Source organism: Thermohalobaculum sp. (assembly GCF_058622915.1).
The window spans coordinates 38,382-61,580 of the sequence record NZ_JBZSYN010000139.1 but is presented as its reverse complement, the minus strand read 5'-3'; the positions used below and the strand labels follow the sequence as shown (position 1 = coordinate 61,580).

Genomic DNA, 23,199 nt, shown 5'->3' with positions numbered 1-23,199 from the left:
CGTCCGGCGAGCTGGTGACGATCCGGTCCGCCAGCGGCGCGTCCGAGCGCGCCAGCGCGTCGAGGATCTTGCCAAACGCCGACTGGGTGGAGATCTCCGCCTCGCCCGGCGGCTCGAGCCCCGGCACCGTCACCGCCTCCGCGGCATAGCGGCGAGGCCCCGCCTGGAAGAACGGGACCCCGCGCAGGAAGCCCTGGAGCGCGTCGGCGTCCGGGACCGCGGCGAAGGGCTCCCACTCCTCGCCCGGCGCGATGCCCATATCGGCGCGGAAGCTCTCCATCTGCGCCTTGGTCATCAGCCCGGCGTGGTTGTCCTTGTGCCCGGCGAGCGGCGTGCCCCAGCCCTTGATGGTATAGGCCAGGAAGGCCGTCGGCCGGTCGTGGTCGATCGCGGCGAAGGCGTCGGCCAGCGTCTCGACGCACTGCCCGCCAAGGTTCTCCATCAGCCGCGCCAGCTCGGCATCGGAGCGCCGTTCGAGCAGCGCCGTGACCGCGCCCTGGTCGCCGATCTCGTCCATCAGCCGCTTGCGCCAGGCGGCGCCGCCCTGGAAGGTCAGCGCCGAATAGAGCGAGTTCGGGCAGGCGTCGATCCACTCGCGCAGCCGCTCGCCGCCCGGCTCGGCGAAGGCGGCGCGCTGCATCGCCCCGTATTTCAGCCGCACCACCTCCCAGCCGAAGGCGCCGAAGATCGCCTCGATGCGCCGCCACAACCCCTCGCGCACCACGCCGTCCAGGCTCTGGCGGTTGTAGTCGATGATCCACCAGCAATTGCGCAGGTCCTGTTTCCAGCCCTCCTGCAGGCACTCGTAGACGTTGCCCTCGTCCAGCTCGGCGTCGCCGACCAAGGCGATCATGCGGCCGAGCGGCCGCCGCCCGGCCCAGGGCTTCGCCGCCAGATAGTCCTGCACCAGCGAGGCGAAGGCCGCCATCGCCACGCCCAGGCCCACCGAGCCGGTGGAGAAGTCCACGTCGTCGGTGTCCTTGGTGCGCGAGGGGTAGGACTGCGCGCCGCCGAATCCGCGGAAGCGCTCGAGCTTCTCGCGCGACTGGTTGCCCATGAGATACTGCATGGCATGGAACACCGGCGAGGCATGCGGCTTCACCGCCACCCGGTCCTCCGCACGCAGCACGCCGAAATAGAGCGCCGTCATGATCGAGACCATCGAGGCACAGGACGCCTGGTGTCCGCCCACCTTCAGCCCGTCCGGGTTCTCGCGCAGGTGATTGGCGTTGTGGATGGTCCAGCAGGAAAGCCACAGCAGCCGCTGCTCGATGGTCTTGAGATACCCGATCGTGTCGTCTCGCATGCCTGGTCTCGCCCGTGCCGGAGCCGGTAAGCAGATTAGCGCATTGTCGCCGCCGCGCCAGACGCTTGGCTGCCATTCCCGGCGACAAGGCATTTTCCATGTGATGTTTTGCGCCCGGGCCCCCCCGGGCCCCCCGCCGCCGCCCGCGCAATCCGGCACCCGCTCGGAGCGTTACGGCGCCCTCAGGTGCCGCAGAAGGTCTGGCGCACCACCTGGTCGGACCGGGGCGGCGCCGCATACTCGGCATCGGCGGGCTGGTCGTCATAGGGCGTCGCCAGCACGCGCATGAGCCGGTCGAAGGGCGCGAGGTCGGCCTCCTCGACCGCGGCGCGCAGTGCCTCCTCGACCCGGTGGTTGCGCGGGATGAAGGCCGGGCTGACCGCGCGCATCGCCGCCTGCCGCGCTGCCGGGTCGCCGCCCTCCGCGGCGAGCCGCGCGCGCCAGCGCCGCGCCCAGTCCTCGAAAGCGGCCGGGTCGGCGAAAAGCTCGCCCACCGCCCGGTCGTCCCCGCCCGCGCCTTCGGGCGCCGCCGCCTCGGCCAGCCGGCGGAAGGTCAGGGTGAAGTCGGCGCTGTTCGCCGCCATGCGGGCCAGCAGGTCCTCGATCAGCGCGCGGTCCCCGGCCCGCGCCTGAGCGAGGCCGAGCTTGGCCCGCATGCCCGAAAGCCAGGCGCGGTTGAACCGCGCCGGGAAGGCGTCGACCGCGGCTTGCGCCACGGCCACGGCCGCCTCCTCGTCCTCGCCCAGAAGCGGCAGCAGCGCCTGCGCCAGGCAGCCGAGGTTCCAGTGCACCACATGCGGCTGGTTGGCATAGGCATAGCGCCCCTGATGGTCGATCGAGCTGAACACCGTGTCGGGGTGATAGGTGTCGACGAAGGCGCAAGGGCCATAGTCTATGGTCTCGCAAGCGATCGAGGTGTTGTCGGTGTTCATGACGCCGTGCACGAAGCCAACCTGCAGCCAGCGCGCCACCAGCTCCGCCTGGCCCGCGACCACCGCCTCGAGCAGCGCCCGATAGGGCCGCTCAGCCTGCGCAACCGCGGGGTAATGGCGCTCGATCACATAGTCGGCGAGGCGCCTCAGCGCCTCCACGTCCCGCCGCGCCGCGAAGTACTGGAAGGTGCCCACGCGCACATGGCTGCGCGCGACCCGGGTCAGGATCGCGCCGGGCAGGCCGCGCTCGCGCATGACCTCCTCGCCGGTGGTCACGGCGGCCAGCGCCCGCGTCGTGGGGATGCCCAGCGCCGCCATCGCCTCGCTCACCAGGTATTCGCGCAGCACCGGGCCGAGCGTGGCGCGGCCGTCGCCCATGCGCGAGAACGGGGTTCGCCCCGCGCCCTTGAGCTGGATGTCCCGGCGCACGCCGTCGCGGTCGATCACCTCGCCCAGCAGGATCGCGCGGCCGTCCCCCAGCTGCGGCACCCAGACGCCGAACTGGTGCCCGGCATAGGCCATGGCCAGCGGCTGGGCGTCGCCGGGCAGCCTGTTGCCGGCGAGCACCCCGACGCCCTGCGCCGTGCGCAGACGCCCGGGCTCGAGGCCCAGAGACCGCGCCAGCTTCTCGTTCAGACGCAGCAGCCGCGGCGCCGGCACCGGGCTCGGCTTCATCGCCACGAAGAAGCGCTCGGCGGGCAGGCGCGCGAAGCTGTTGTCGAAGCCGAAGGTCAGCGCCTCCGTTGCCGTCTCGGGACTGGCGGTCATGCCGGCGCGCCCGATGTCTGCTGTCTCATTGCGTCGTTCCATGGTCTCGCGAGGTGGGTCCTTGCCCCCAAGACCTAGTGCGTCGCGGCCCGTCGTGAAAGTCGGCCCCGCCTCAACCGGCACCTCCGTCCTTGTCCCCGGCCGCCGCGCCGTGCCATCTGTGGCCGATGTGCGGACGATACAGTCTGACCACGCCGCCCGAGGCGATCCAGCGCCTGTTCGCGCTCGCGCCGCCGGTGCCCAACCTGGCGCCGCGCTACAACATCGCGCCGACCCAGGACGCGCCCGTGGTCGGGCCGAAGAAGGGCAGACAGGGCCGCGGGCTGGCGATGCTGCGCTGGGGGCTGGTCCCGTTCTGGTCGGACAGCCTGAAAAGCCCCTACAGCATGATCAACGCCCGCGCCGAGACGGTGCGCTCCAAGCCGGCGTTCCGCGCCGCGTTCCGCGAGCGGCGCTGTCTCGTGCCGGCAGACGGCTTCTACGAGTGGCAGGCGCAGGCGGGCAGCAGGGAGAAACAGCCCTTTCGCATCGTGCGCCGCGACGGCGCGCCCTTCGCCTTCGCCGGCCTGTGGGAGCACTGGGAGCCAAAGGGGGGCGCCTCCGAGGCGCCGCTCGACAGCTTCACGATCATCGTCACTCAGGCCAACGCGCTGGTGAAGCCGATCCACGACCGCATGCCGGTGATCCTGGATCCGGCCGACCACGAGCTCTGGCTCGCCGGGGATGCGGACGCGGCGGCCGCCCTCCTGCGCCCCGCCCCGGCAGAATGGCTGGAAAGCTATCCGGTGACGACCCGGGTCAACTCGCCCGGACACGACGATCCCGCCTGCATCGCCCCAGTGCAGGATTAGCCCGGTCTCACGGCGCCAGCGGGGGCGCCTTGCCGGTCGGCGCACCGATCATGAAGCGCTGATAAGCGGCGGCGCGGTTGACGAACGACTTCTCGTGGCCCCCGGCGACACCCCCGCGGATCGTCGACAGGCCGTAATAGCCCCACACCTGGCCGTCGAGGCGCCTGAAGATGTGCAGCGAGACCAGCGACCGTGCCCCGAACATGGTGAACACGAGGAACCGGATGTCGGTGATGTTGACGACCTCGATCGCCAGCTCGTCCGGTCCCAGCCGCCGCGCCTTCAGGCTGTAGAGATTGAGCCCGGTCGATCGCGTGTCGTTCTGCGCGAAATACAGCGTCCGCCCGCTCAGCACCTCGCTGGCCGTGAAATCGGGGCGCCGCGCATGCGTGTCCGGACCGTCCAGCGCGAAGGCCTCCGAGATCAGCGGCCGGTACTCGCCGTCGGTCACCGACCAGTAGCGGATCGCCCTGGTGGCGGAAATGGCGCCCGCCCGCGCAGCCAGGTCCTCCAGCGTGCCCCTATGCTCGAAGCGCACGGCCAGCGCGATGGCAAGGGTCTGATGACCCTTTGCCTGGCCGAGGCAGGTGTCCGGCGCCAGCGTGATGTTGTGCCACACGGCCACCGCCGGGGGCGCCCCGAGCGGGGCGTATCTGGGCGCCACGTCCGCCGGCTCCGCGCCGCAGGGCAGCACGGGGCGCGCACCCGCGCTCTCGCTCACCGGCGCCACCGCCATCAGCAGCATCGCACCCGCCAGGATCAGCCATCCGGGAGATCCCGGCCTCATTGCGTCTTCTCCAATCTTGCGCGGAGCCCTGCGATGTCCCCTGCTGATGCGGTCAGAAAAGCATGCTAACCTGCCGTTGCACAATGAACGAAAACAACGAAAACCATCATTCCGTTGCAAATTCCCAGGTCGGGCTGGTCCTGGCGGGCGGCGGCGCGCGCTGCGCCTATCAGGCCGGCGCCCTCAAGGCGATCTCCGAGATGTTTCCGGGCCGGCGCAATCCGTTCGGCGTCATCGTCGGGCAGTCGGCGGGCGCGATCAACGCAGCCAGCCTCGCTTCGCGCGCCGACCGCTTCAACCGGGCAGCCGGGCATCTGGCGCGCGCCTGGCCGCGGCTGCGCTCCAGTGACATCTTCCGCGCCGATCTCGTCGCGCTGGGGGCGCGCGGGTTTCGCTGGCTGGCGATGGCGGCGAGCGGCGGCTGGCTGGTCAGCAATCCGCGCTCGCTGCTCGACAACGCGCCGCTCGGCCGCCTGCTCGAGCGCGAGATCGACTTCTCCGCCATCGAGCGCGTGATCGCCAGCGGCCAGCTCTCCGCGCTCGCCTTGACCGCCTCATCCTATTCCGACCAGAGCGGGCAGGCGGTGAGCTTCTTCGCCGGGGCCGCCGGCAAACAGGAATGGACGCGCATCCGCCGGCGCGGCGTGCGGTGCCGCATCGGCGCCGAGCACGTGCTCGCCTCCTCGGCCCTGCCCTTCCTGTTCCCGGCGCAGCGGATCGACGGCCAGTACTACGGCGACGGCGCCCTCAGGCTCACCGCACCGCTCAGCCCCGCGATCCGGCTGGGCGCCCGGCGGCTTCTCATTATCGCCGCGCGCGACCCGCAGGTCGATCCGCTGGAGAGCCACGCCCCGGCCGCCTATCCCAGCCTCGGCGCCCTGCTCGGGCACATGCTCGACATCGTCTTCAACGACAACCTCGATTCGGACATCGAGCGGCTGGAGCGCATCAACCACACCCTGTCGCTGATGAGCCCCGAGGGCCTGGCCAGAACCCCGCTGCGCCCGGTCGAGGCGCTGGTCCTGCGCCCCTCGCGGGACCTGCGCGAGATCGCCGGCCGCCATGCCCGCTCGATCCCCTGGGCCGTGCGCATGATGCTGCACGGCATCGGCGCCTGGGGCGGCGACTGGCGCTTGCCCAGCTATCTCAACTTCGACGGCGCCTATTGCCGCGACCTCGTCGAGCTGGGCCGCTGCGACGCCTGGGTGCAGGAGGCCGAGCTGCGCACGCTGCTCCGCCCCGGCACGGCCACGGTCGAAAGCCCGGTCGCCACCGGCCCGTGAACGCCCTCGGGCCCGCGCCGCCTCAGCCCTCTGGCGGCACCCGCCCGGGCGCGCGCCCCACGACCGCCATCATGCCGCCAAGCCCGAGGACCGTGAACCCGGCGCCGGCCAGGAATGTCGCCTCCGAGCCCACCAGGTCCCACAACAGCCCGGCGATCAGGCTCGCCAGCAGCACGGCGACGCCGCTGGCCAGATGGAACAGTCCGAACGCCGTGCCGCGGCGCGCCGCCGGGGCCGTGTCTGCGACCAGCGCGGCCAGCAGGCCCTGGGTCATGCCCATATGCAGCCCCCACAGCCCCACCCCCGCCATCACCGCGCCGATCCCCGACCCAAGCCCCAGCACCGCGTCGGCGACGGCCAGCACGATAAAGCCCGCCGCGAGCAGCCCCCGCCGGCCCAGCCGGTCGGACAGCGCACCCACGGGGTAGGCCGAGGCGGCGTAGACGACGTTCATCACCACCAGCACCAGCGGCACGAAGGTGTTCGACAGCCCCGCCTCCTCGGCGCGCAGGATGAGGAAGGCCTCGCTGAAGCGGGCCAGCGTCAGCACCGCGCCGACCGCGACCACGCCCCAGAAGTGCCCGCCCAGCGCGGCCAGGTCGGCCCGGCGAATCGGCGCGGCCGGCACGTCGGCCGCAGGGGCGGGGGCCGTCTCGCGCACCGCGAAGACCAGGATCGCGACCGCCACCAGCCCCGGAATCGTGGCAAGCCAGAACACCGGCCTGAAATTGCCGGCGAACAGCAGCATCAGGCCGATGCCGCCGAGCGGCCCGGCAAAGGCGCCGACCGTGTCGAGCGACTGGCGCAGGCCGAAGGCCGCGCCGCGCAGCGCCTCGGGCGCCAGGTCGCCGACCAGCGCGTCCCTGGGCGCGCCCCTGACCCCCTTGCCGACGCGGTCGGAGAACCGCGCGAACAGCACCCAGCCGGCCGTGGGCGCGATCGCGAACAGCGGCTTGGAAAGCGCGCCCAGCCCGTAACCTGCCACCGCCAGCAGCTTGCGCCGCCCCAGCCGGTCGCTCAGCCATCCCGAGAACAGCTTGGTGATCGACGCGGTCGCCTCGCCGATGCCCTCGATGGCGCCGACGGTGAACGTGCTGGCGCCGAGCACCGTGACCAGGAAGACCGGAAGCAGCGAGTGGATCATCTCCGACGAGACGTCCATGAACAGGCTGACGCAGCCCAGCGCCCAGATGCTCCGCGGCAGGCGGACGACCGCCCCGGCCCCCTGCGCCCCGACCCCCTGCGCCGCGGCCTCCTGCGCTTCGTCCGCCCTGCCCATCGAGGCCCCGTGCCGCGGCTGTCCACTCCCCGCGGATCATCGTCCGGCGGCGTGGCGATGACAACCGGCTTGCCCGGCCGGCCGCCGCGTTGCCCTCAGTGCACGCGATGCGCCACGAAGTCGAAGCTGACGGCGACTTCGCGGCCGATGTTCACGAACAGCGACATCGGCCCCACCCCGAGCCCGTAGTCGGTGCGGTCGATCCGCAGCGTCCCGCTGGCGTGGGCGGTCTGCGCGCCCACATCGAGCGTGAGCGTCGTCGTCACCGGCTTGCTTTTGCCGCGAATCGTCAGCTCGCCATCGGCGCGGTAGCGGTTGCCGTCGATCGGCGTCAGCTTCAGCAGGCGGTAGACCACGTCGGGGTGGTTCGCGGTATCGAACCATTCGGCCGAAGTGGCGAAGGCGCTGGCCCTGGAGTCGCCCAGATCGATGCTCCCGCTCTTGATATGCAGGTCGAAGGTCGCCTTGTCCGGCGCGCCGGGGGGAAACAGGCCCTGGCCGGAGAAGCGGTGGAACCGGCCCGCGGCCGGTTTGCCGTTGCTCACATACTCGAAGCCGATGCGGGATTTCGCCGGCACCACCGTCCATTGCGGCATGGCGGCGACGGCGCGCGACATCGCCGGCGCAGCGACCAGCACGCACAGCGCCACAACGCGCGCAGCCCGGCGCAGCCGCGGCGGCCGCGCGCGGCCCCTCCTGCCGGGGCACGGGGCGGACGGCATCTGTGGAATCGGCTCCGGCATCTGGGATGTCCTCATCGAAGGCTGTGCACGACGACCCGCGCCGCAATCTCGGTTGCCGGGCTAACGGCCTCGCCGCCTTTGCTAGTCGTTTCCCAGGCGCATGGCTGCTCACGACTTCGTCAACGCCGCGCGGCCGCCGGCCGCACTCGGCCTTCGGCGTCGCCGCAGCCGGTCGCGCGGGCCGGCCGGCGCCGCGGCGCACCGCCGTGCCGGGCGCGCGCCGCCGCGGCTCACTCGGCCGGCCTGGCCTCCGGCGCCCGGCTGTGCACGGCGGGGGGAATGCGCTCCTCCTGCAGCTGGCGCATCAGGCCCCAGGCCATCAGCACCAGGACCACCGAGAACGGCAGCCCCGAGGTGACCGATGCCGTCTGCAGCGCCGACAGCGGGTCGCCGCCGGTGGCCGAGCCGGCCAGCAGCAGGATGGCGCCGACCACGCCCTCCAGCACCGCCCAGAACAGGCGCTGCTGCCACACCGGGTCGGGATCTCCGCCATTGGTCAGCATGTCGACCACCAGCGAGCCCGAATCCGACGAGGTGGCGAAGAAGATCGCCACCACCACGATGGCCAAGAGCGACACGATCGTCACCAGCCCGCCGGGCAGGCCCAGCTGGTTGAGCAGCACGAACATGGCGTCGGTGGTGCCCGCGCCCTTCAGCGCCTGGTTGCCCTCCTGCAAGATGAAGTGCAGCGCGCTGCCGCCGAAGATGGTGAACCACACGATCGACGCCCCGGTCGGCGCCAGCAGGCAGCCGACGATGAACTGCCGAATCGTGCGGCCCTTGGAGATGCGCGCCAGGAACATGCCGACGAAGGGCGACCAGGCGATCCACCAGCCCCAGTAGAACAGGGTCCAGTTGCTGATCCAGTCCGAGCCCTCCTTCGAGAAGGTGAACATCCGCAGGCTGGTCTCCGGCAGGTGCTGCATGTAGTAGCCGGTGCTGCCGACCATGAACTTGAGGATGAACAGCGTCGGCCCCAGCACGAACACCACCACGGCCAGCGCGATCGCCAGGTACATGTTGATCAGCGACAGCCGGCGCACGCCGCTGTCCAGGCCCAGCATCACCGAGGTGATGGCCACCGCCGAGACCGCGGCGATGATGCCCACCTGCCAGCCGGCGCTGACCGGGATGCCGAACACCTGGGCCAGCCCGGCATTGATCTGCGTGGCGCCCAGGCCCAGCGAGGTCGCCAGGCCGAACAGCGTGCCGAACACGGCCAGGATGTCGATCATGTGCCCGATCCAGCCGTGGATCGCCTCGCCGATCAGCGGATACAGCGCCGAGGCCGGCCGCAGCGGCAGGTCGTAGCGAAAGCAGAAATAGCCGAGCGAGAGCCCGATCACGATGTAGATCGCCCAGGGGTGCACGCCCCAGTGGAAGAAGGTGATGTTCATCGCCTCGCGCGCCGCGGCGGGCGTGCCGCCGTCGCCGATCGGCGGGTTGTTGAGGTGAAAGATCGGCTCGGCGACGCCGTAGAACACCAGCCCGATGCCCATGCCGGCAGTGAACAGCATGGAAAACCACGACCAGGTGCTCCACTCCGGCTCGTCGGCATCCTTGCCGATCTTCACGCGCCCGTAGGGGCTGATCGCGAGATAGAGCACGAAGACCACCAGCCCGGTCACCTCGCCCACATACCACCAGCCGAAATTGGTCGAGATCCAGCTCATCAGGTCGCCGGCCAGCCGGCCCAGATTGGCCGGAGCCGTGGCGCCCCAGACGACAAAGGCCAGGATGACCGCTGCAGAGACAAAGAATACCGGGGGATTTGTGTGCGTCTTGAGATGTGTTCGAATGTCCGTCATCATCCCCTCCTTGAACATGATCTGTAGCTCCGAAATAACTGAAACGCCTAAGGCTTCAAACGGAGCCTGATTTTCGTTTAGGGTAACATCGAGTCAGCCAGAGCCAAAACGTGGTACTCAAAGCGGAGGAGTCAATGTTCTCAAAGATACTCGTTCCAATCGATCTCCAGCACGAATCATCCTGGCGCAAGGCCCTGCCCGTTGCAGCGGCGCAGGCGCGCCAGCACGGGGCCAGTCTGACCCTGCTCAACATCGTGCCGCACGTCCACCCGGTGGACCCCGCGCGCAATGTCGAGGAGGAGCACGGCAAGAAGCTGCGGGCGCTGGCCGCGCGCGCGATCGGCAAGGACGCGGCCTGCGATGTGCGCGTCGCGCACTATGATTCGGTCCACCGCGGCATCCGGCAGATCGCCGCGAAGGATGGCTTCGACCTCATCGTGATGAACTCGCACCACCCCGAGCTCAGCGATGTCCTGCTCGGCTCGAATGCCTCGCAGGTGGTGCATCACACCGACTGCTCGGTCTTCATCGTGCGGTGAGGCCGGCTGTCCCCGGAGGCCGCCGCCCGATTCGGCCTCGGGGTCAACTTTTTTTCGCAACCGACATTTTCGAAAGGGTAGAGGCACATGCATAAGACACAACGAGCCCACAAGGCAGCCATGCGCGCAGTCCGACCCGCCTGCCTTTTGACCGCCGCCGCGCTTGCCGGCGGGCTCGCCGGCCCGGCAGCGGCCAACCACCTCAAGCTAGATATCGTCAGCTGGGGCGGCGCCTACACGGCGGCGCAGATGCAGGCCTTCGTCGGGCCCTACCGCGCCCAGGTCGACCCGCAGGCCGAGGTCGTCCGCTATAACGGCGGACTGGACGAGGTGGCAGCGCAGGTGCGCGCCCACAACGTCACCTGGGACGTGGTCGATGTCGGCCGCTCCGACGCCCTGCGCGGCTGCAAGATGGGCCTGTTCGAGTCCATCGACCCCTCGATGCTGCCGCCGGCGGCCGACGGCACGGCGCCGCGCGACGACTTCCTCGACGGCATGCTGCCCAACTGCGCGGTGGGCGAGAACGTGTTCTCGAACGTGATCGCCTATGACGCCAACCGCTTCGCCGGCAATGCGCCCAAGCGCGCCGCGGCCTTCTTCGACCTCCGCGCCTTTCCCGGACGGCGCGGCATGCGCGACAACCCGCGCGGCAATCTCGAGCTGGCGCTGATGGCCGACGGCGTGCCGCCGGGCAAGGTCTACGACCTGCTCTCGACCGAGGCCGGCGTCTCGCGCGCCTTCGACAAGCTGGCGAGCATCGCCGGCGCCATCGTCTGGTGGACCGGCGCCGAGGAGCCCGAGCAGCTGCTGGCCGAGGGCCGGGTCTCCATGACCACCTCGTATAACGGCCGGGCGCAGAGCGCGATCGACCGGCGCGGCGCGCCCATCGGCATCGTGTGGGACCACCAGGTGCTGGACTATGAGCTGTGGGCCGTGGTCAAGGGCTCGCCGGTCCGGGACAAGGCGATGAACTTCATCCGCTTCGCCTCCGACCCCGCGCGCCAGGCCGAGCTGGCCCGCAGCATCGCCTACGGCCCGGCGCGCCGCTCCGCGATGGCGCTCTTGGGCGACGCGGCACGGGCGAAGCTCCCCACCTCGGCCGCGCACATGAAGACCGCGCTGGTCACCGACCCGCAATGGTGGGCGGCACACCAGGCCGAGATGCAGAAGCGCTTCGACGCCTTCATCGCCCGGGCCAGGTTCGTCTCGGGCGCGCCGGGCAAGGGCGGCACGCTCTAGGCGCCGCCCGGCGGACCGGGCGGCGCGGGCGCTTCTAGCTCGCCGCCGCCGTAGCCTTGGCCGGCTGGATGTTGTGGTTGACCCGGAACAGGTTGCCGGGGTCGTACTTCGCCTTGACGCCCGCCAGCCGCGCCAGGTTGGCGCCATAGGCACCGCCGATCCGGTCCGCCTCGTCCTCGGGCATGAAGTTCACGTAGACGCTGCCCGTGGCATGGGGCGCCGCGGCATCGAACAGCTTCCTGGCCCAGCCAATGCAGGCGGCGTCCTTGCCCGGATCGCGCCAGCGCGTATGCACGTTCATGATGAAGTGCGAGTCGCGCTGCGGATAGGCGGTGGCGTCGGCTGCCACCAGCGCCATGGCGCCGCCGACATGGGCGACGAAGATCTCGCATTCCGGGTCCGGCAGGTTGCGCACCGCGTCCAGCACGATGTCGATCGCCGCGTCCGACAGCTTCGTAAAATCGTGGCTCTTCCAGTAGTTGCGGGCGCCCGGCGTCAGCAGCGGGTCGAAGGCGGCCTGCCAGCCGGCGAAGGGATGCGGCCCGATCACGTCGGCGATCGGCGTGCCCAGCCCGCGCAGCTCGGCCAGCGCCTTCTCGCCCTCGGCCATGTCGCCGCAATAGCAGGCGGCGAACACCAGCACCTCGCGCCCGTGCCACTCCTCGGGCAGGAAGGGCAAGGGCGGCGCCTTCCTCATCACCGTCCAGATCGTCAGCTCGTCGGGCGCCTCGTCGGCGATGCGCCGGTAGGCGCGCAGCAGCTCAGATGCGGCGTCGATGGGGTGGACCACCAGCCCGGACAGCACCTCGGGCCCGACCGGGTGCAGCGCGAACTCGAACGAGGTCACGACGCCGAAATTGCCGCCCCCGCCCCTGAGCGCCCAGAACAGGTCCGGGTTCTCCTCGGCATCGACCCGGATCATGCTGCCGTCGGCGGTCACCACGTCGGCCGAGATCAGGTTGTCCACCGTCATGCCGTGCTTGCGGGTGATCCAGCCGAAGCCGCCGCCCAGCGTCAGGCCGGCGATGCCGGTGGTCGAGTTGATGCCGGTCGGCAGCGCCAGTCCGTGCGCCTGCGTCTCCTTGTCGAGGTCGCCCAGGCTGGCGCCGGGCTCGACCCGCGCGCGGCGCCGGCGCGGATCCACATGCACCGACTTCATCTGCGACAGGTCCAGCATGACGGCGCCGTCGACCACCGAATGGCCGGCGATCTGGTGCCCGCCGCCGCGCACCGACATCAGCAGGCCGTGCTCGCCGGCAAACGCCACCGCGTGGCGCACGTCGTTGGCACCCAGCGCGCGGATGGCCAGGGCCGGCCGGCGCTCGTGCATGCCGTTCCAGATCGTGCGGGCCGCGTCGTAGCCCGGCTCGCCCGGCAACGCGACCTGCCCGCGCAGCGCACCGCGCAGCGAATCGATGGCATCCGACGCAATCTCGCCGTCCCGCCCATCGAGCGTCTTCACCTTAATGTTCGCCATGTCGTCCTCCTCGCTGGAGATTCAATGCCCGCTCCGCGATCCCGCCGCCTCGGACGGCGTGCGATTTTACCCGCCATCGCCCCGTCAACGCTACTGACGGTTTGGTGAGTCGCGTGGCCCCGCGCCAGGCAGCGCCAGGAATGGCCCCCAAGCCGCACCCTGCGCTGCTTGCACTGGCTGGATCGAAGCAACCGGCATCCCGAATCTCGAAAACTGAGCTCCTGACAGTTGCGCCAGATCGGGCGGATTGCCCGCTCTGCGCCCCGGCACAGTGCCGCCGTGGGCGCAGCCGTTCCAGTTCAGGAACTGAATCAGACCGGTTCAGAAACTGAACTGGAGCCGCGGCCGGGGTCGCGATACCATCGGCACGCAAGCGGACACAGCGCAGACTCGGGAGCACAGCGCAGACCAGGGTTCACAGCGCAGCGAGGCCCAGATGAGCAAAACCGGATACCAGCAGTTCTGCCCGGTCGCCATGGCGTCGGAAATCCTGTGCACGCGCTGGACCATCGTGCTGCTGCGCGAGCTGCTCGCCGGCTCGACGCGCTTCAACGACCTCAGGCGCGGCGTGCCGCGGATGTCTCCGGCGCTGCTCTCGAAACGGCTGCGCGATCTCGAAGGCGCCGGCATCGTCGAGCGGGTCGGGCCGTCGGCCCCGGGGGGGGCGCGCGAATACGCGCTCACCCAGGCCGGGCGCGACCTCGGCCCGGTGATCGAATCGATCGGCGTATGGGGCGCGCGCTGGATCCACTCCGAAGTCTCGCTCGCCTATCTCGACGCGCAGCTCCTGATGTGGGACATGCGGCGCAACATCCGGGCCGAGCCGCTGCCGCCCCGGCGCACCACCGTGCTCTTCACCTATCCCGAGCAGGAGCCGGCGCTCAGGAAATGGTGGCTGATCGTCCAGCCGGACGGCGAGACGGATCTGTGCTCGGTCGACCCGGGCTTCGACGTCGACCTCTACGTCACCACCGACCTGCGCACCATGACCGGGATCTGGATGGGCCTGACGCGGCTCGGCCAGGCGCGCCGCGAGGACCGCATCAGCATCATCGGCGACCGGGCGATCGAGGACGCGATGCCGTCCTGGCTCGGCTTCAGCCCGTTCGCCCGGATCGAGCGACACGTCGCCTGAGCACTGCCCGATGGGCGGGCCGCCCCGGCGCGTCGCGCCAGGGCGGTTTTTAACGGTCAACTCGCCGCGCGCCTGCGCTCGACCGGACGGGACGCCCGACGCGGCGCCTGGGCGCGGCGCGGCCGCTCGTCGCGGGGAAACGCGGCGCCTCGGCCCGTGCCGCCCGTCGCGCCGTCCGAGCGGATGCGGCGCAGTTCGGCAAGCGTCGCCGCCGTCCCCGGCGGCTGGGCGGCGACAGCGCGCGCGATGTGGCGGATCTCCGCGCGGCTGACCCCGATATCGGCCAGCACCCGGTCGCTCAGCCCGCTCAGCTCTGCCTCGGTGCGGCGCGCCCTTTGGGCCCGGCGATGCGCCTCGGCGAGACGGTGGAAGACGGCCGCGACCGCCCGCGCGACGGCCTTCCAGCCCGCGTAGATGGCGGCTGCCCGCTCCTGATTGGCCCGCTCGAGATAGGGACGCAGGGTCGGATTAGCGGTCAGATAGGCGTAATGCAGGGCCATGACGAAGCTCCTCTTGTGATCGCGAGCCTGGCCGGTATGGGTCAGCATCGCTTTTCCGTTAGTGTATCATCGGTTTCCGCTTTCTTGTCTTCGGTGCTAATATCTGCGCATAAGGCCGACTCGACAAACGAGAAGTTGTTGCAAGACAGATTAGAGAAACTAATTCATTGGGGGTCCCATGAACCGCCGCCTTCCACCCCTGAACAGCCTGCGCGCCTTCGAGGCCGCGGCGCGTCACCTCAGCTTCAAGCGCGCGGCGGAGGAGCTGCACGTCACGCCCGCGGCCATCAGCCAGCAGGTGCGTACGCTCGAGGAGTATTGCGGCAACGCGCTGTTTCGCCGCCTGACCCGCGCGCTCAGGCTGACCGAGGCGGGCGAGGCGGCGCTGCCCGCCCTGCGCGAGGGCTTCGACAAGCTGGCCGAGGCGGCAGCGGCGATGCGCGCCGAACGGCGCGCGGGGATCCTCACGGTCTCGGTGCCGCCCTCCTTCGGCGCCAAGTGGCTAGTGCCCCGTCTCGAGCGCTTCCGCACCGCGCATCCCGAGCTCGACGTGCGCATCGACGCCACCGATGCGCTGACCAGCTTCGCCGAGGACGGCGTGGACGTGGCGCTGCGCTATGGCCGCGGGGTCTACCGCGGGCTGGTCGCCGAGCGCCTGATGGGCGAGGTCGCCTTCCCGGTGGCGAGCCCTGAGCTGATCGAGCGCGGGCCCCCGCTCAGGCGGCCCGAGGACCTGCGCCGGCACACGCTTTTGCATGTGCAGTGGCGCAGCGACGACGAGGCGGCGCCGAACTGGCGCATGTGGCTGAGGGCCGCCGGGGTCGAAGGAGTCGATGCCGAGCGCGGGCCGCGCTTCAGCCTCGAGAGCATGGCCATCGAGGCGGCGATCGAGGGCCAGGGCGTGGCCCTGGTCAGCGGCACGCTGGTGGCGGCGGACCTCGCCGCCGGCCGGCTGGTGCGCCCCTTTCCGCCCTCGGTCTGCGAGGCCACCGCCTTCGCCTACTATCTCGCCTATCCCGAGGCGAAGGCCGGCGACGCCAGGGTCACCGCCTTTCGCGACTGGGTGCTGGCCGAGGTCGAACGCGACGGGGCGGCGGACTCCCCCGACGCGCCGACGGCGAAGGCGGCCGCCGGCTGACAGGCGCGCGCAGGGCGTGCACGGCCGGCGACGTCAGGGGTCGGGATGAAACGCAGCGAGCCGCCGAAAGGGCGGTCAAAATTCTTACAGGTCTTATATAAGACCTGTAAGAGTTAACGCAGCCAAACCGGGCGCCGCCCGGCCCCTTCGCGCCGCGCTCCTCAGCGCCCGCCAGGCGAGCCGGCGGCCTCGGGCGCCCGCTGCAGCGACAGGCGCGAGGTCGAGGCCATCAGGCCGCCGATCAGCCCCAGCGTGGCCAGGTAGACGATCAGCTGCACGCCCGCCGGACGGGCGATGTAGCCGATCAGGGTGTGCAGGAGCTGGCCGAGCAGGCTCTGCTCGGACAGGATGTGCGAGGTGTCCCACAGCGCGTGGCCGAGCGCCGGCAGCGCGCCGGCCTGCACGAGATAGCCGGCCCCCTGGGCCGCCAGCCCGGCGGCGAGGAACAGGATCATCGCGCCGGTGACCCGGAACAGGTGGCGCACCGGAAGCCGGAGCAGGCCAAGATAGAGCGTCGCGCCGACGGCGCCGCCGCCGACGAGCCCGAGCAGCCCGCCGGCGAGCATCGAGCTGTGCTGCCCGGCGCCGGCCACGGCGATGCCGTAGAGGAACAGCACAACCTCCGAGCCCTCGCGCAGCACGGCGAGGCCGACCACGATCGCCACCGCGTAGAGCGGGCGCGCCCCCAGCGTGACGGCATGGCCAAGCGCGCTGATGCGGTGCTTGAGCTCGCGGGCATGGCGGGCCATCCAGATATTGTGCGATCCGAGCATCGCCGCCGCCGCGAACAGGATCGCGGCGTTCAGGTATTCCTGCCCCATGCCCGAGGCCGCCGAGGTGATCTCGCGCGCGAGCGCCGCCAGAAGCGCCGCGCCGGCCAGCCCGGCCACGATCCCGGCCGAGACCCAGCGGAAGCGCCCGGCGACGCCCCTGGTCGCGGCCAGCACGATGCCGACGATCAGGGCCGCCTCGAACACCTCGCGGAAGACGATCAGTGCGGTTGCTGCCATGCCATTGTTCCCGACGTTATTTCACCACGATGCGGCCCTTGGCCGTCTTCTCGTGGAACTCACCGACGAACGGATAGGTGCCGGCCTCGAGCGGGCCGATCAGGATCGCCCCCTCCGCGCCGCCGGTGATGATCTTCTCGATATTCAGCTCGCGGCTCTCGAATTCCTCGGGCGTCGCATCCATGTTCTTGACGACGAGCTTCACCCGCTTGCCCGCCGGGACGGCAATCTCGGCGGGATCGAATCGATGGTCCTTGATCGAGATCATGTAGCTGTCCTCGGCCGCCGGGGCCGGCGCGGCCAGCAGGCAGGCGGCGAGGAGCGCCGCGGCGCCCGGCGCCATGCGGCTGGGAGCGAGGCCTCGTGCCCGCAGCGCGCGGCGGGCTCCCGTCAGGGCGGATCTCTCCATGCTCTTCGATCTCCTGTCTCAACCGTTGCCGGCAGGTCTTTTCCGACTTTTTTAGTCTGGTATAACCCGAGACGTATTTCGTCAAGTGCCTGCGTCAAGCGAGGACAGAGTCGAGCCGCAAATCCCCCATAGCGCGGGATTGACCAGCGGGCCAACCGATCTGTCGCCCTATGCCCGAAAGTACCAGGGGGAGTCCCGGCGCAACGGGGCTGAGAGGCCAGAAGGCGCCGGGCGCCCGGTGAAGCGACCCTTCGACCTGATCCAGTTCATGCTGGCGTAGGGACCGTGGACATGCGCTCGCCCGCCGAAACATCCGACGACATGCGCCCGGCCACGACTCCGGCTCCGGACTGGATCGCCCTTGTCCGGAACCCAGGAGCACACCATGGACGCCGTCACCCCGAAGGTCACCTGCGGGGCCGCTGCCGCCTCGCACAAGCTGCATCGGCCCGGAGAGCGCGTCCCCGAGCTGCACGTGCCACTGCGGCTGATCGACCTGCACCCCACGGCACCGGCTGCACGCTTTCGTCGGCCATCGCCGCGCGGCTCGCGCTCGGCCACCACCTGCTGCGCGCGCTGCGCGGCCTAAGGATCGTGTCGCGGGCGCCATCGCGGCGGCCGGGATGCTCGGCGTTGGGAGCGGCACGCGGCCGGTGCATCACGGCTGTCGGAGCGCGGGGCGGCCGTGAAGGGCGGCGGCCGGGCCGTCGCTGTCCGGACCGTCACCAGCCTGGCCACCAGTTCCAGCGACCGGCCAGGCGCATGAGCGCCGAGCTCATCACGATGCGCACCAGGGTGGCGTCGAGGAACACCGCGGTGGCCAGCGTGAAGCCAAGCATCTTGGCCGGCAGAAAGCCCGTGCCTGCGAAGGACCCGAACACCAGGATCATGATCGCCGCGGCGAAGGTGATCACCGCGCCGGTGTGCGAGATGCCGTGGACGATGGCATCGGTCTCGCCCGACTCGCTCCGGCGCGCCGCGGCGATGCGCGAGATCAGAAACACCTCGTAATCCATCGAGACGCCGAACACGGCGCAGAACACCACCAGCGGCATCCCGGGAAACACGCCCTGGACCGGCCCGTCGACCCCCATCAGCGAAGCGCCGAGCCCGTGCATGAAGACCAGCGTCGCCAGACCGATCGCCGCCGCGGCGGAGAACAGGTCGAGCAGCACCGCCTTCACCGCCACGACGATGCCACCGAAGGAAATCGTCAGCACCAGGACAGCCCCGACGATGACCAGCCCGAAGACCTTGGGCATCCAGTGCAGCATGATCGCGACATAGTCGAGCGACGCGGCGGGCATGCCGCCGACCTGGACACTGGAGCCCTGCCAGGTCCCCTCGGCGCTGGACCCCAGCGCACGAACGCGGTTGACCAGCCGCCCCAGCGCCGGGTCCCCAAGCCCGCTGTCGGGCACGACCCGGAACAGCATCTTGCGGTTGTCGCTGCCGAGGAACGGGGCGAGGGTCTGGCGCGACATGCCTTTCAGGGTCTGGGGCGTCGCGTCCTTGGGCGCCACCTGAGGCAGGCCGATCACCGTCTCGACATTGTCGAGCGCGGCGAGGCGGTGCTGCAGCGCGCGCGCGAAGGCCCAACCGCGCTTGTCGAGGAAGCCCTGTCCCGGCGGCGCCTCGGCGACCACCAGGATCTGGTTCGCCACGCCGCCCCGGCCGATGGCCTGCAGCGCGTCGAGCCCGCGGGTCGATGGTGCGTCGGCGGGCAGCCAGTCGCGGCTGTGCGCCGTGACCTGCAGCCCGCGGACCGGCAGGGCGAGCAGCACCAGGGGGGCCGCGGCGAGCAGCAGAAACACGGCGGGGCGCGCGCAAACCGTGCGGCTGACTTTGGCGAAGAACCGCCGCGCCGTCGCCGTGCCGGCCAGGCCGCGGCCATCGACCAGGCCGGGCGCCAGCAAGAGGAAGACCACCGGCAGGAGCGTGGTGGAGGCGAACACGGCCGCGGCGCTGGCCAGCGCGCCGGCAGCGCCGATCGAGCGAATCTCGTCGATCGGCACGATCAGCATGGCGGCGAAGCCGAGGAACACCGAGCAGCCCGCGACCACGATCGTCGGCGCCGACTTGCGCACCGCGGCAACAACCGCCTCGCGCGGCATGCGCCCGGACTCGGCCTCCTGGCGGAACAGGTTCACGGTCAAGAGCGAGTAATCGATGGTCAGCGCCAGGCCGATCAGCGAGATCACGGTCTGCGTCAGCGCCGACGGCGCCCAGGGCAGCAGCACCGCCGCAAGCCCGGCACATCCGTAGCCCACCGTCACCGCCGCCGCAGCGCACAGCACCGGACACAGCGCCGCCCGGACGCTGCCGAGAATCGCCACCAGGAACAGGAGCGTCAGCGGCAGGGCCGCGATCTCGCCCCGGCGCGCGCCGCGCCGGCTGGCCCGCACGACGTCGGCGCGCGCGAAGAACGGCCCGGTCCAGGCGATTTGCACGGCCGCGTGCTGGCCAGACGCCGGCCGCGCCATCTTGTCCGCGAGCCGATGCAGCGAGCCCTCCAGCGCATGCGGGTCCGATCCGGGGCGGAACTGCACGGCGATGATGGCGCCGGTGCCGCCCTTGCCGACCAGAAGGTCCGTGGGAAGGTCGAGCGCGGACCGGGCGTTGAGCACCTGCGGCCATTTGCGCAGGGCCGTGACCGTGGTCTTCAGGAGCTGCGCGTCGGCAGGGGTCTTGTACGGCCGCACGCCGGTGAAGACCACGAGGGCGCTGTGCCCGGCCACGTCGCCGAACGTCTTGGCAATCTGCTGGTCGACCCGCGCCGACCGGGTTCCGGCGACGGTGCCGCCCGCCGCAAGCGCGTGCTGCAGGGCGAAGAAGCCGGGAACGGAGGCGCCGCAGGCGACCAGCCACAGAACCACCACCCGCCAAGGGTGTCCGGCGATCACTCTCGCCAGTCGGCCCCAGATGGAAGTCTGCGCCGTTTCCATGGAGCGGCTGGTCACCCTTTCCCTTCCGCCGGGGCGCTCCGACACCCGGCTTGCGATCACGCGTCGCCGCAGCCCGCTCGGCCGGTATGCCCGACCGCACGCGGGGTGAGCGTGCCCCGCCCTCGCCTGCCGCGACTGAGAGAGGAACGGTCCTGAGCTCAGGACGTTCTCTGCCGGCCGCCAAATTGCCCCGGGAGGGCGCGTCGCGCAACCGTCTGATCAGGGGGCGGATCGCGGCGCGCCCATGGTGGCGCGCGAGGCGTCGAGCAGCGCGAGCATAAGGGCCTGGGTGTTCATGCTCGTCTCCTCGAAGACGGAGCCGGGACTCGACCAGGCAAGCGCGATGCGCGCGTCGCCGCGGGTGGGAAACTGCGCGACCGTCACGCCGCAGCCCCGCAACAGCCGGCGGACTTTCTCGTTCTCGGGCAGAAAGACCATATAGACCGAGTGCACCAGCCGGTTGCGCGCGACGGCGAACGCCCTTGCCAGGAGCCTGCCGCCGATCCCCCGGTTCTGGAAGTCGCGCTCCACCGAGAGGGCGACCTCGGCGCGGATCGGCCACGCGTCCGAGACCCGGATCAGCTCGGCCACGCCCCTGAGCGTTCCGTCGACCAAGCAGCCAAGCGCGATCGTGCGCAGTGGATCTATGCGGTCGCAGTAGGTGTCGATGTACCGGTCGCCGGCCGGGGCGCAAAAGCGCATCTGCCGGTCATCCGGGTCGAGCCGCAGCAGGTGCGCGCGCAGCTCGCGCCACTCCCAGGGCAGCAGTCTCCTGACGATCATGCTCGGATCCTCCGATCCGCGCGGCGAGCCAGACCCCGGGCAACTCGCAACCTCCGACCCTGCCGCGCGGTTCCATTCGCCGGGCGGCGCTCAGTCGCTCTCGTAGATCAGCCGACGTGCGTAGGCAGGGATGTCCGCCCGCCGCAGGCCGATGGCGGCGAGCTCCTTGTCGGGCAGGCGCCGGAGCACCTGCATCATGCGCCCGTATTCGAGCTGCTTCAGAGCCGCCGGAAGCGCGCGTCCGGCCCGCCTGGCGATGCCCCGGACCGTGGCCAAGGCGCGAACGGCGCCGCCGCCCGCATGGGACAGGCTGAATGTGCTCATTTCTGCCTCCTCGGTGTCGTGTTGCGTTACTTGCTCGCGGCCCAGGCATCGACCTCGTCGGCAATCCGCTGAAGGATCTCGTCGTCGAGCCGACGACCCCGTGCGCGCGCCCGCTCGCAGCGCCGCCGCATCTCGCCTGCCCAGCGCAAGCTCTCAGCGAGGGCGTTGAACGCGTCGGGTAGCGATCCCCTCGGGTGGGTCGCACGTGCCGGAACAAGGACTTCGCTCGTCATCGATACCTCCTCTCGCAGCCGTTCCCGGCTGTTCGTGGCTCGCGCTTCCACCGCCGCGCGCGGTATCCGCGCTTTACAGGATTGCTGCGGCGCACTACGATTTACCGCACCGCACAAAATAAACCTGCGGGGGCGCCGCGGAACCTGGAACGGGGTCAAAGCGGCTGTGCGCCGCGCGCAAAAGGGGACGAGTCCGATGGAGCTTTCGAGCCAGATGGTCCTTTTCGCGCGCGTCGTGGAGGCGAAAAGCTTCTCGGCCGCGGCGCGCTCGTCGGGGCATTCGCCCTCGGCGGTCAGCCGCCAGATCGGGCATCTTGAGGACCGACTCGGGGTACGCCTGCTCAACCGCTCGACGCAGGGACTGACGCTGACCGACGAAGGCCGCGCCTTCTACGAGCGCTGCGCCGACGTGACGGCGCGGATTTCAGACGCGGAGAGCTTTGCCGCCGGGCTGGGCGGGCACCCGCAGGGCGTGCTGCGCATCGTCTCGACGGTCGCCTTCGCCAAGGCCCAGCTTCTGCCGCTGATGCCGGCGTACCTGGCCCGCTACCCGGCTGTCGAGATCTCCATCGAGCTGACCGACCGGCAGGTCGACCTGGCGACCGACGGAGTCGATGTCGCCATCCGATTCACCGAGCAGATCGACGATCCCGCGGTGATCGTGCGCAAGCTGGCCAGCAACCGCCGCGTGATCTGCGCCGCGCCGTCCTATGTGGAGCGGTTCGGCGCACCGCAGACACTGGGTGAGCTGGTGCACCACAACTGCCTGCAGCTGTTCACTGTCGGCCGCTGGAACGACTGGGAGATCGACGACCCCGACACCGGCGACCGGATCGAGCTGTCGGGGAACTTCGAGGCGAACAGCGCCGACGGCATCTATCACGCGGTGCTCTCGGGCATCGGCATCGCGCGCCTGTCGACCTATTTGGTGGGAAAGGACATCCGGGCCGGCCGCCTGGTCCGGCTGTTGCCGGATTACATCGCCGAGGGCTCGGATATCTGCGTCGTCTATCCGGAGAAACGCAACCTCGCGCCGCGGGTGCGCGCCTTCATAGATCACCTGACCGATCATTTCGGCTCTGTCCCGCCGTGGCAGCGGGAAATACCCGAGCCGCGCGGCGAGCGATGAGGATCGCCGCGGGCCCGGACTGCAGCGCGGGTCAGATGGCTACATCTTCTTGAAGACGCTGCACACCGAGGTCGTCTTGGCGGGCTGGTGCGTCTCCATGTGGTTGACGTTGCCCGTCACCGTGCCGAGATTTACGCGCCACTGGTGGTCGTGCTGCTTGGCATCGCAGACGCCCAGCGTGCCGCCGCCGAAGTTGGAGTCGATCCAGTAATCCACCTCGTAGCTCTGGCCGTCCTTCAGCACGCCGGGGAAGGTAAACGAGAACGAAGGATTGGCCGTCTTGGAGACCGTGCCGGATTTCTCCGCCACCACCTTGTGGGTCGTGCTGTTCACCACCGCCACGTGGATGGGCTGCCCGCCGTGGGGGCCGTGGAAGGTGGCATTGCCGCTGAAGGTCAGGTCGCTCGTACCGGCAGCCAGCGCGAGGCCGCCGCCCGCCAAAAGCGCCGCCAGCGCCAGCGCCGGGATCGCGTTGAAGCCTGGAAAATGTACTCGTCTCATCACCTTGCTCCTGAACTGGGCCATCCGCTTGCTCGTGGCCTGCACGGTTGAATCTGTGCCGCGGGCGGTCGCGGTCAATC

Annotated in this window: 22 protein-coding genes and 1 pseudogene; 8 read left to right on the top strand and 15 right to left on the bottom strand. The window is 70.4% G+C overall.

Annotated features, from left to right (window positions below; translation table 11 throughout):
• Both AC32QD_RS11005 and AC32QD_RS11000 read right to left on the bottom strand, forming a co-directional pair.
• The coding region (locus tag AC32QD_RS11005; protein ID WP_492010545.1) for a thiamine pyrophosphate-binding protein at window positions 1–1,306 on the bottom strand (1,306 nt) is incomplete at its 3' end.
• Window positions 1,307–1,488: 182 nt separating this feature from the next.
• A complete protein-coding gene (locus tag AC32QD_RS11000) occupies window positions 1,489–2,973 on the bottom strand; it encodes a protein adenylyltransferase SelO (RefSeq protein ID WP_492010546.1) in 1,485 nt (494 codons plus the stop codon).
• A gap of 200 nt (window positions 2,974–3,173) precedes the next feature.
• On the opposite strand from AC32QD_RS11000, the gene AC32QD_RS10995 reads away from it, so the two are divergent.
• The gene (locus AC32QD_RS10995; RefSeq protein ID WP_492010544.1) at window positions 3,174–3,857 is read left to right on the top strand and encodes an SOS response-associated peptidase; all 684 of its coding nucleotides are present in this window, start codon (window positions 3,174–3,176) and stop codon (window positions 3,855–3,857) included.
• A gap of 7 nt (window positions 3,858–3,864) precedes the next feature.
• Here the strand turns inward: AC32QD_RS10995 and AC32QD_RS10990 are convergent, their stop codons facing one another.
• Window positions 3,865–4,644 (bottom strand): DUF6675 family protein, encoded by a 780-nt coding sequence (locus tag AC32QD_RS10990; protein WP_492010543.1) that lies wholly within the window; start codon window positions 4,642–4,644, stop codon window positions 3,865–3,867.
• Window positions 4,645–4,727: 83 nt separating this feature from the next.
• Here AC32QD_RS10990 and AC32QD_RS10985 point away from each other — a divergent pair, with 83 nt between their 5' ends.
• Window positions 4,728–5,927 (top strand): patatin-like phospholipase family protein, encoded by a 1,200-nt coding sequence (locus AC32QD_RS10985; RefSeq protein ID WP_492010542.1) that lies wholly within the window; start codon window positions 4,728–4,730, stop codon window positions 5,925–5,927.
• Window positions 5,928–5,949: 22 nt separating this feature from the next.
• Here AC32QD_RS10985 and AC32QD_RS10980 read toward each other — a convergent pair whose 3' ends face one another.
• From AC32QD_RS10980 to AC32QD_RS10970, 3 genes are all read right to left on the bottom strand, one after another.
• A complete protein-coding gene (locus tag AC32QD_RS10980) occupies window positions 5,950–7,206 on the bottom strand; it encodes an MFS transporter (RefSeq protein WP_492010541.1) in 1,257 nt (418 codons plus the stop codon).
• A 95-nt stretch (window positions 7,207–7,301) separates the two neighbouring features.
• Window positions 7,302–7,949, bottom strand: a complete 648-nt coding sequence (locus tag AC32QD_RS10975) for a YceI family protein (protein WP_492010540.1) — start codon at window positions 7,947–7,949, stop codon at window positions 7,302–7,304.
• A gap of 230 nt (window positions 7,950–8,179) precedes the next feature.
• Window positions 8,180–9,757, bottom strand: coding sequence for a BCCT family transporter (locus tag AC32QD_RS10970; protein WP_492010539.1), 1,578 nt, complete (start codon window positions 9,755–9,757; stop codon window positions 8,180–8,182).
• Between the two features lie 134 nt (window positions 9,758–9,891).
• On the opposite strand from AC32QD_RS10970, the gene AC32QD_RS10965 reads away from it, so the two are divergent.
• Window positions 9,892–10,296, top strand: coding sequence for a universal stress protein (locus AC32QD_RS10965; RefSeq protein ID WP_492010538.1), 405 nt, complete (start codon window positions 9,892–9,894; stop codon window positions 10,294–10,296).
• A gap of 120 nt (window positions 10,297–10,416) precedes the next feature.
• A complete protein-coding gene (locus AC32QD_RS10960) occupies window positions 10,417–11,535 on the top strand; it encodes an ABC transporter substrate-binding protein (protein ID WP_492010537.1) in 1,119 nt (372 codons plus the stop codon).
• Between the two features lie 34 nt (window positions 11,536–11,569).
• Here AC32QD_RS10960 and AC32QD_RS10955 read toward each other — a convergent pair whose 3' ends face one another.
• Window positions 11,570–13,012, bottom strand: coding sequence for an FAD-binding oxidoreductase (locus AC32QD_RS10955; protein WP_492010536.1), 1,443 nt, complete (start codon window positions 13,010–13,012; stop codon window positions 11,570–11,572).
• 436 nt (window positions 13,013–13,448) lie between these two features.
• Between AC32QD_RS10955 and AC32QD_RS10950 the strand changes: the two genes are divergently transcribed.
• Window positions 13,449–14,147, top strand: coding sequence for a winged helix-turn-helix transcriptional regulator (locus AC32QD_RS10950; RefSeq protein ID WP_492010535.1), 699 nt, complete (start codon window positions 13,449–13,451; stop codon window positions 14,145–14,147).
• A 56-nt stretch (window positions 14,148–14,203) separates the two neighbouring features.
• On the opposite strand, the gene AC32QD_RS10945 is transcribed toward AC32QD_RS10950, so the two are convergent.
• Window positions 14,204–14,695 carry a DUF1127 domain-containing protein gene (locus AC32QD_RS10945; RefSeq protein WP_492010534.1) on the bottom strand — a complete coding sequence of 164 codons (492 nt, stop codon included), beginning with the start codon at window positions 14,693–14,695 and terminating at the stop codon, window positions 14,204–14,206.
• A 130-nt stretch (window positions 14,696–14,825) separates the two neighbouring features.
• Here AC32QD_RS10945 and AC32QD_RS10940 point away from each other — a divergent pair, with 130 nt between their 5' ends.
• Window positions 14,826–15,785, top strand: a complete 960-nt coding sequence (locus AC32QD_RS10940) for a transcriptional regulator GcvA (protein ID WP_492010533.1) — start codon at window positions 14,826–14,828, stop codon at window positions 15,783–15,785.
• Between the two features lie 161 nt (window positions 15,786–15,946).
• Here the strand turns inward: AC32QD_RS10940 and AC32QD_RS10935 are convergent, their stop codons facing one another.
• On the bottom strand, window positions 15,947–16,795 hold the full coding sequence (locus tag AC32QD_RS10935) for an FTR1 family iron permease (RefSeq protein ID WP_492010532.1): 849 nt from the start codon (window positions 16,793–16,795) through the stop codon (window positions 15,947–15,949).
• 16 nt (window positions 16,796–16,811) lie between these two features.
• A complete protein-coding gene (locus tag AC32QD_RS10930) occupies window positions 16,812–17,204 on the bottom strand; it encodes a cupredoxin domain-containing protein (protein ID WP_492010531.1) in 393 nt (130 codons plus the stop codon).
• Window positions 17,205–17,495: 291 nt separating this feature from the next.
• Between AC32QD_RS10930 and AC32QD_RS10925 the strand changes: the two are divergent.
• Window positions 17,496–17,735, top strand: a pseudogene (locus AC32QD_RS10925) (hypothetical protein); the annotation flags it as partial.
• A gap of 191 nt (window positions 17,736–17,926) precedes the next feature.
• Here AC32QD_RS10925 and AC32QD_RS10920 read toward each other — a convergent pair.
• The 4 genes from AC32QD_RS10920 to AC32QD_RS10905 all read right to left on the bottom strand — a co-directional run bounded on the left by AC32QD_RS10920 (window position 17,927) and on the right by AC32QD_RS10905 (window position 21,489).
• The gene (locus AC32QD_RS10920; protein WP_492010530.1) at window positions 17,927–20,164 is read right to left on the bottom strand and encodes an MMPL family transporter; all 2,238 of its coding nucleotides are present in this window, start codon (window positions 20,162–20,164) and stop codon (window positions 17,927–17,929) included.
• A gap of 204 nt (window positions 20,165–20,368) precedes the next feature.
• Window positions 20,369–20,932: a GNAT family N-acetyltransferase gene (locus tag AC32QD_RS10915; protein ID WP_492010529.1), complete on the bottom strand. Its 564-nt coding sequence runs from the start codon at window positions 20,930–20,932 to the stop codon at window positions 20,369–20,371.
• A 90-nt stretch (window positions 20,933–21,022) separates the two neighbouring features.
• Window positions 21,023–21,256 (bottom strand): hypothetical protein, encoded by a 234-nt coding sequence (locus AC32QD_RS10910; protein ID WP_492010528.1) that lies wholly within the window; start codon window positions 21,254–21,256, stop codon window positions 21,023–21,025.
• Between the two features lie 26 nt (window positions 21,257–21,282).
• Entirely contained in the window at window positions 21,283–21,489 is a 207-nt protein-coding gene (locus tag AC32QD_RS10905) for a hypothetical protein (RefSeq protein ID WP_492010527.1), read from the bottom strand.
• Window positions 21,490–21,685: 196 nt separating this feature from the next.
• Here AC32QD_RS10905 and AC32QD_RS10900 point away from each other — a divergent pair, with 196 nt between their 5' ends.
• Window positions 21,686–22,618 carry a LysR family transcriptional regulator gene (locus tag AC32QD_RS10900; protein WP_492010526.1) on the top strand — a complete coding sequence of 311 codons (933 nt, stop codon included), beginning with the start codon at window positions 21,686–21,688 and terminating at the stop codon, window positions 22,616–22,618.
• Between the two features lie 39 nt (window positions 22,619–22,657).
• Here AC32QD_RS10900 and AC32QD_RS10895 read toward each other — a convergent pair whose 3' ends face one another.
• Complete coding sequence (locus AC32QD_RS10895; protein WP_492010525.1) at window positions 22,658–23,119, bottom strand: hypothetical protein; 462 nt, start codon at window positions 23,117–23,119, stop codon at window positions 22,658–22,660.
• Between the last annotated feature and the right edge of the window lie 80 nt (window positions 23,120–23,199).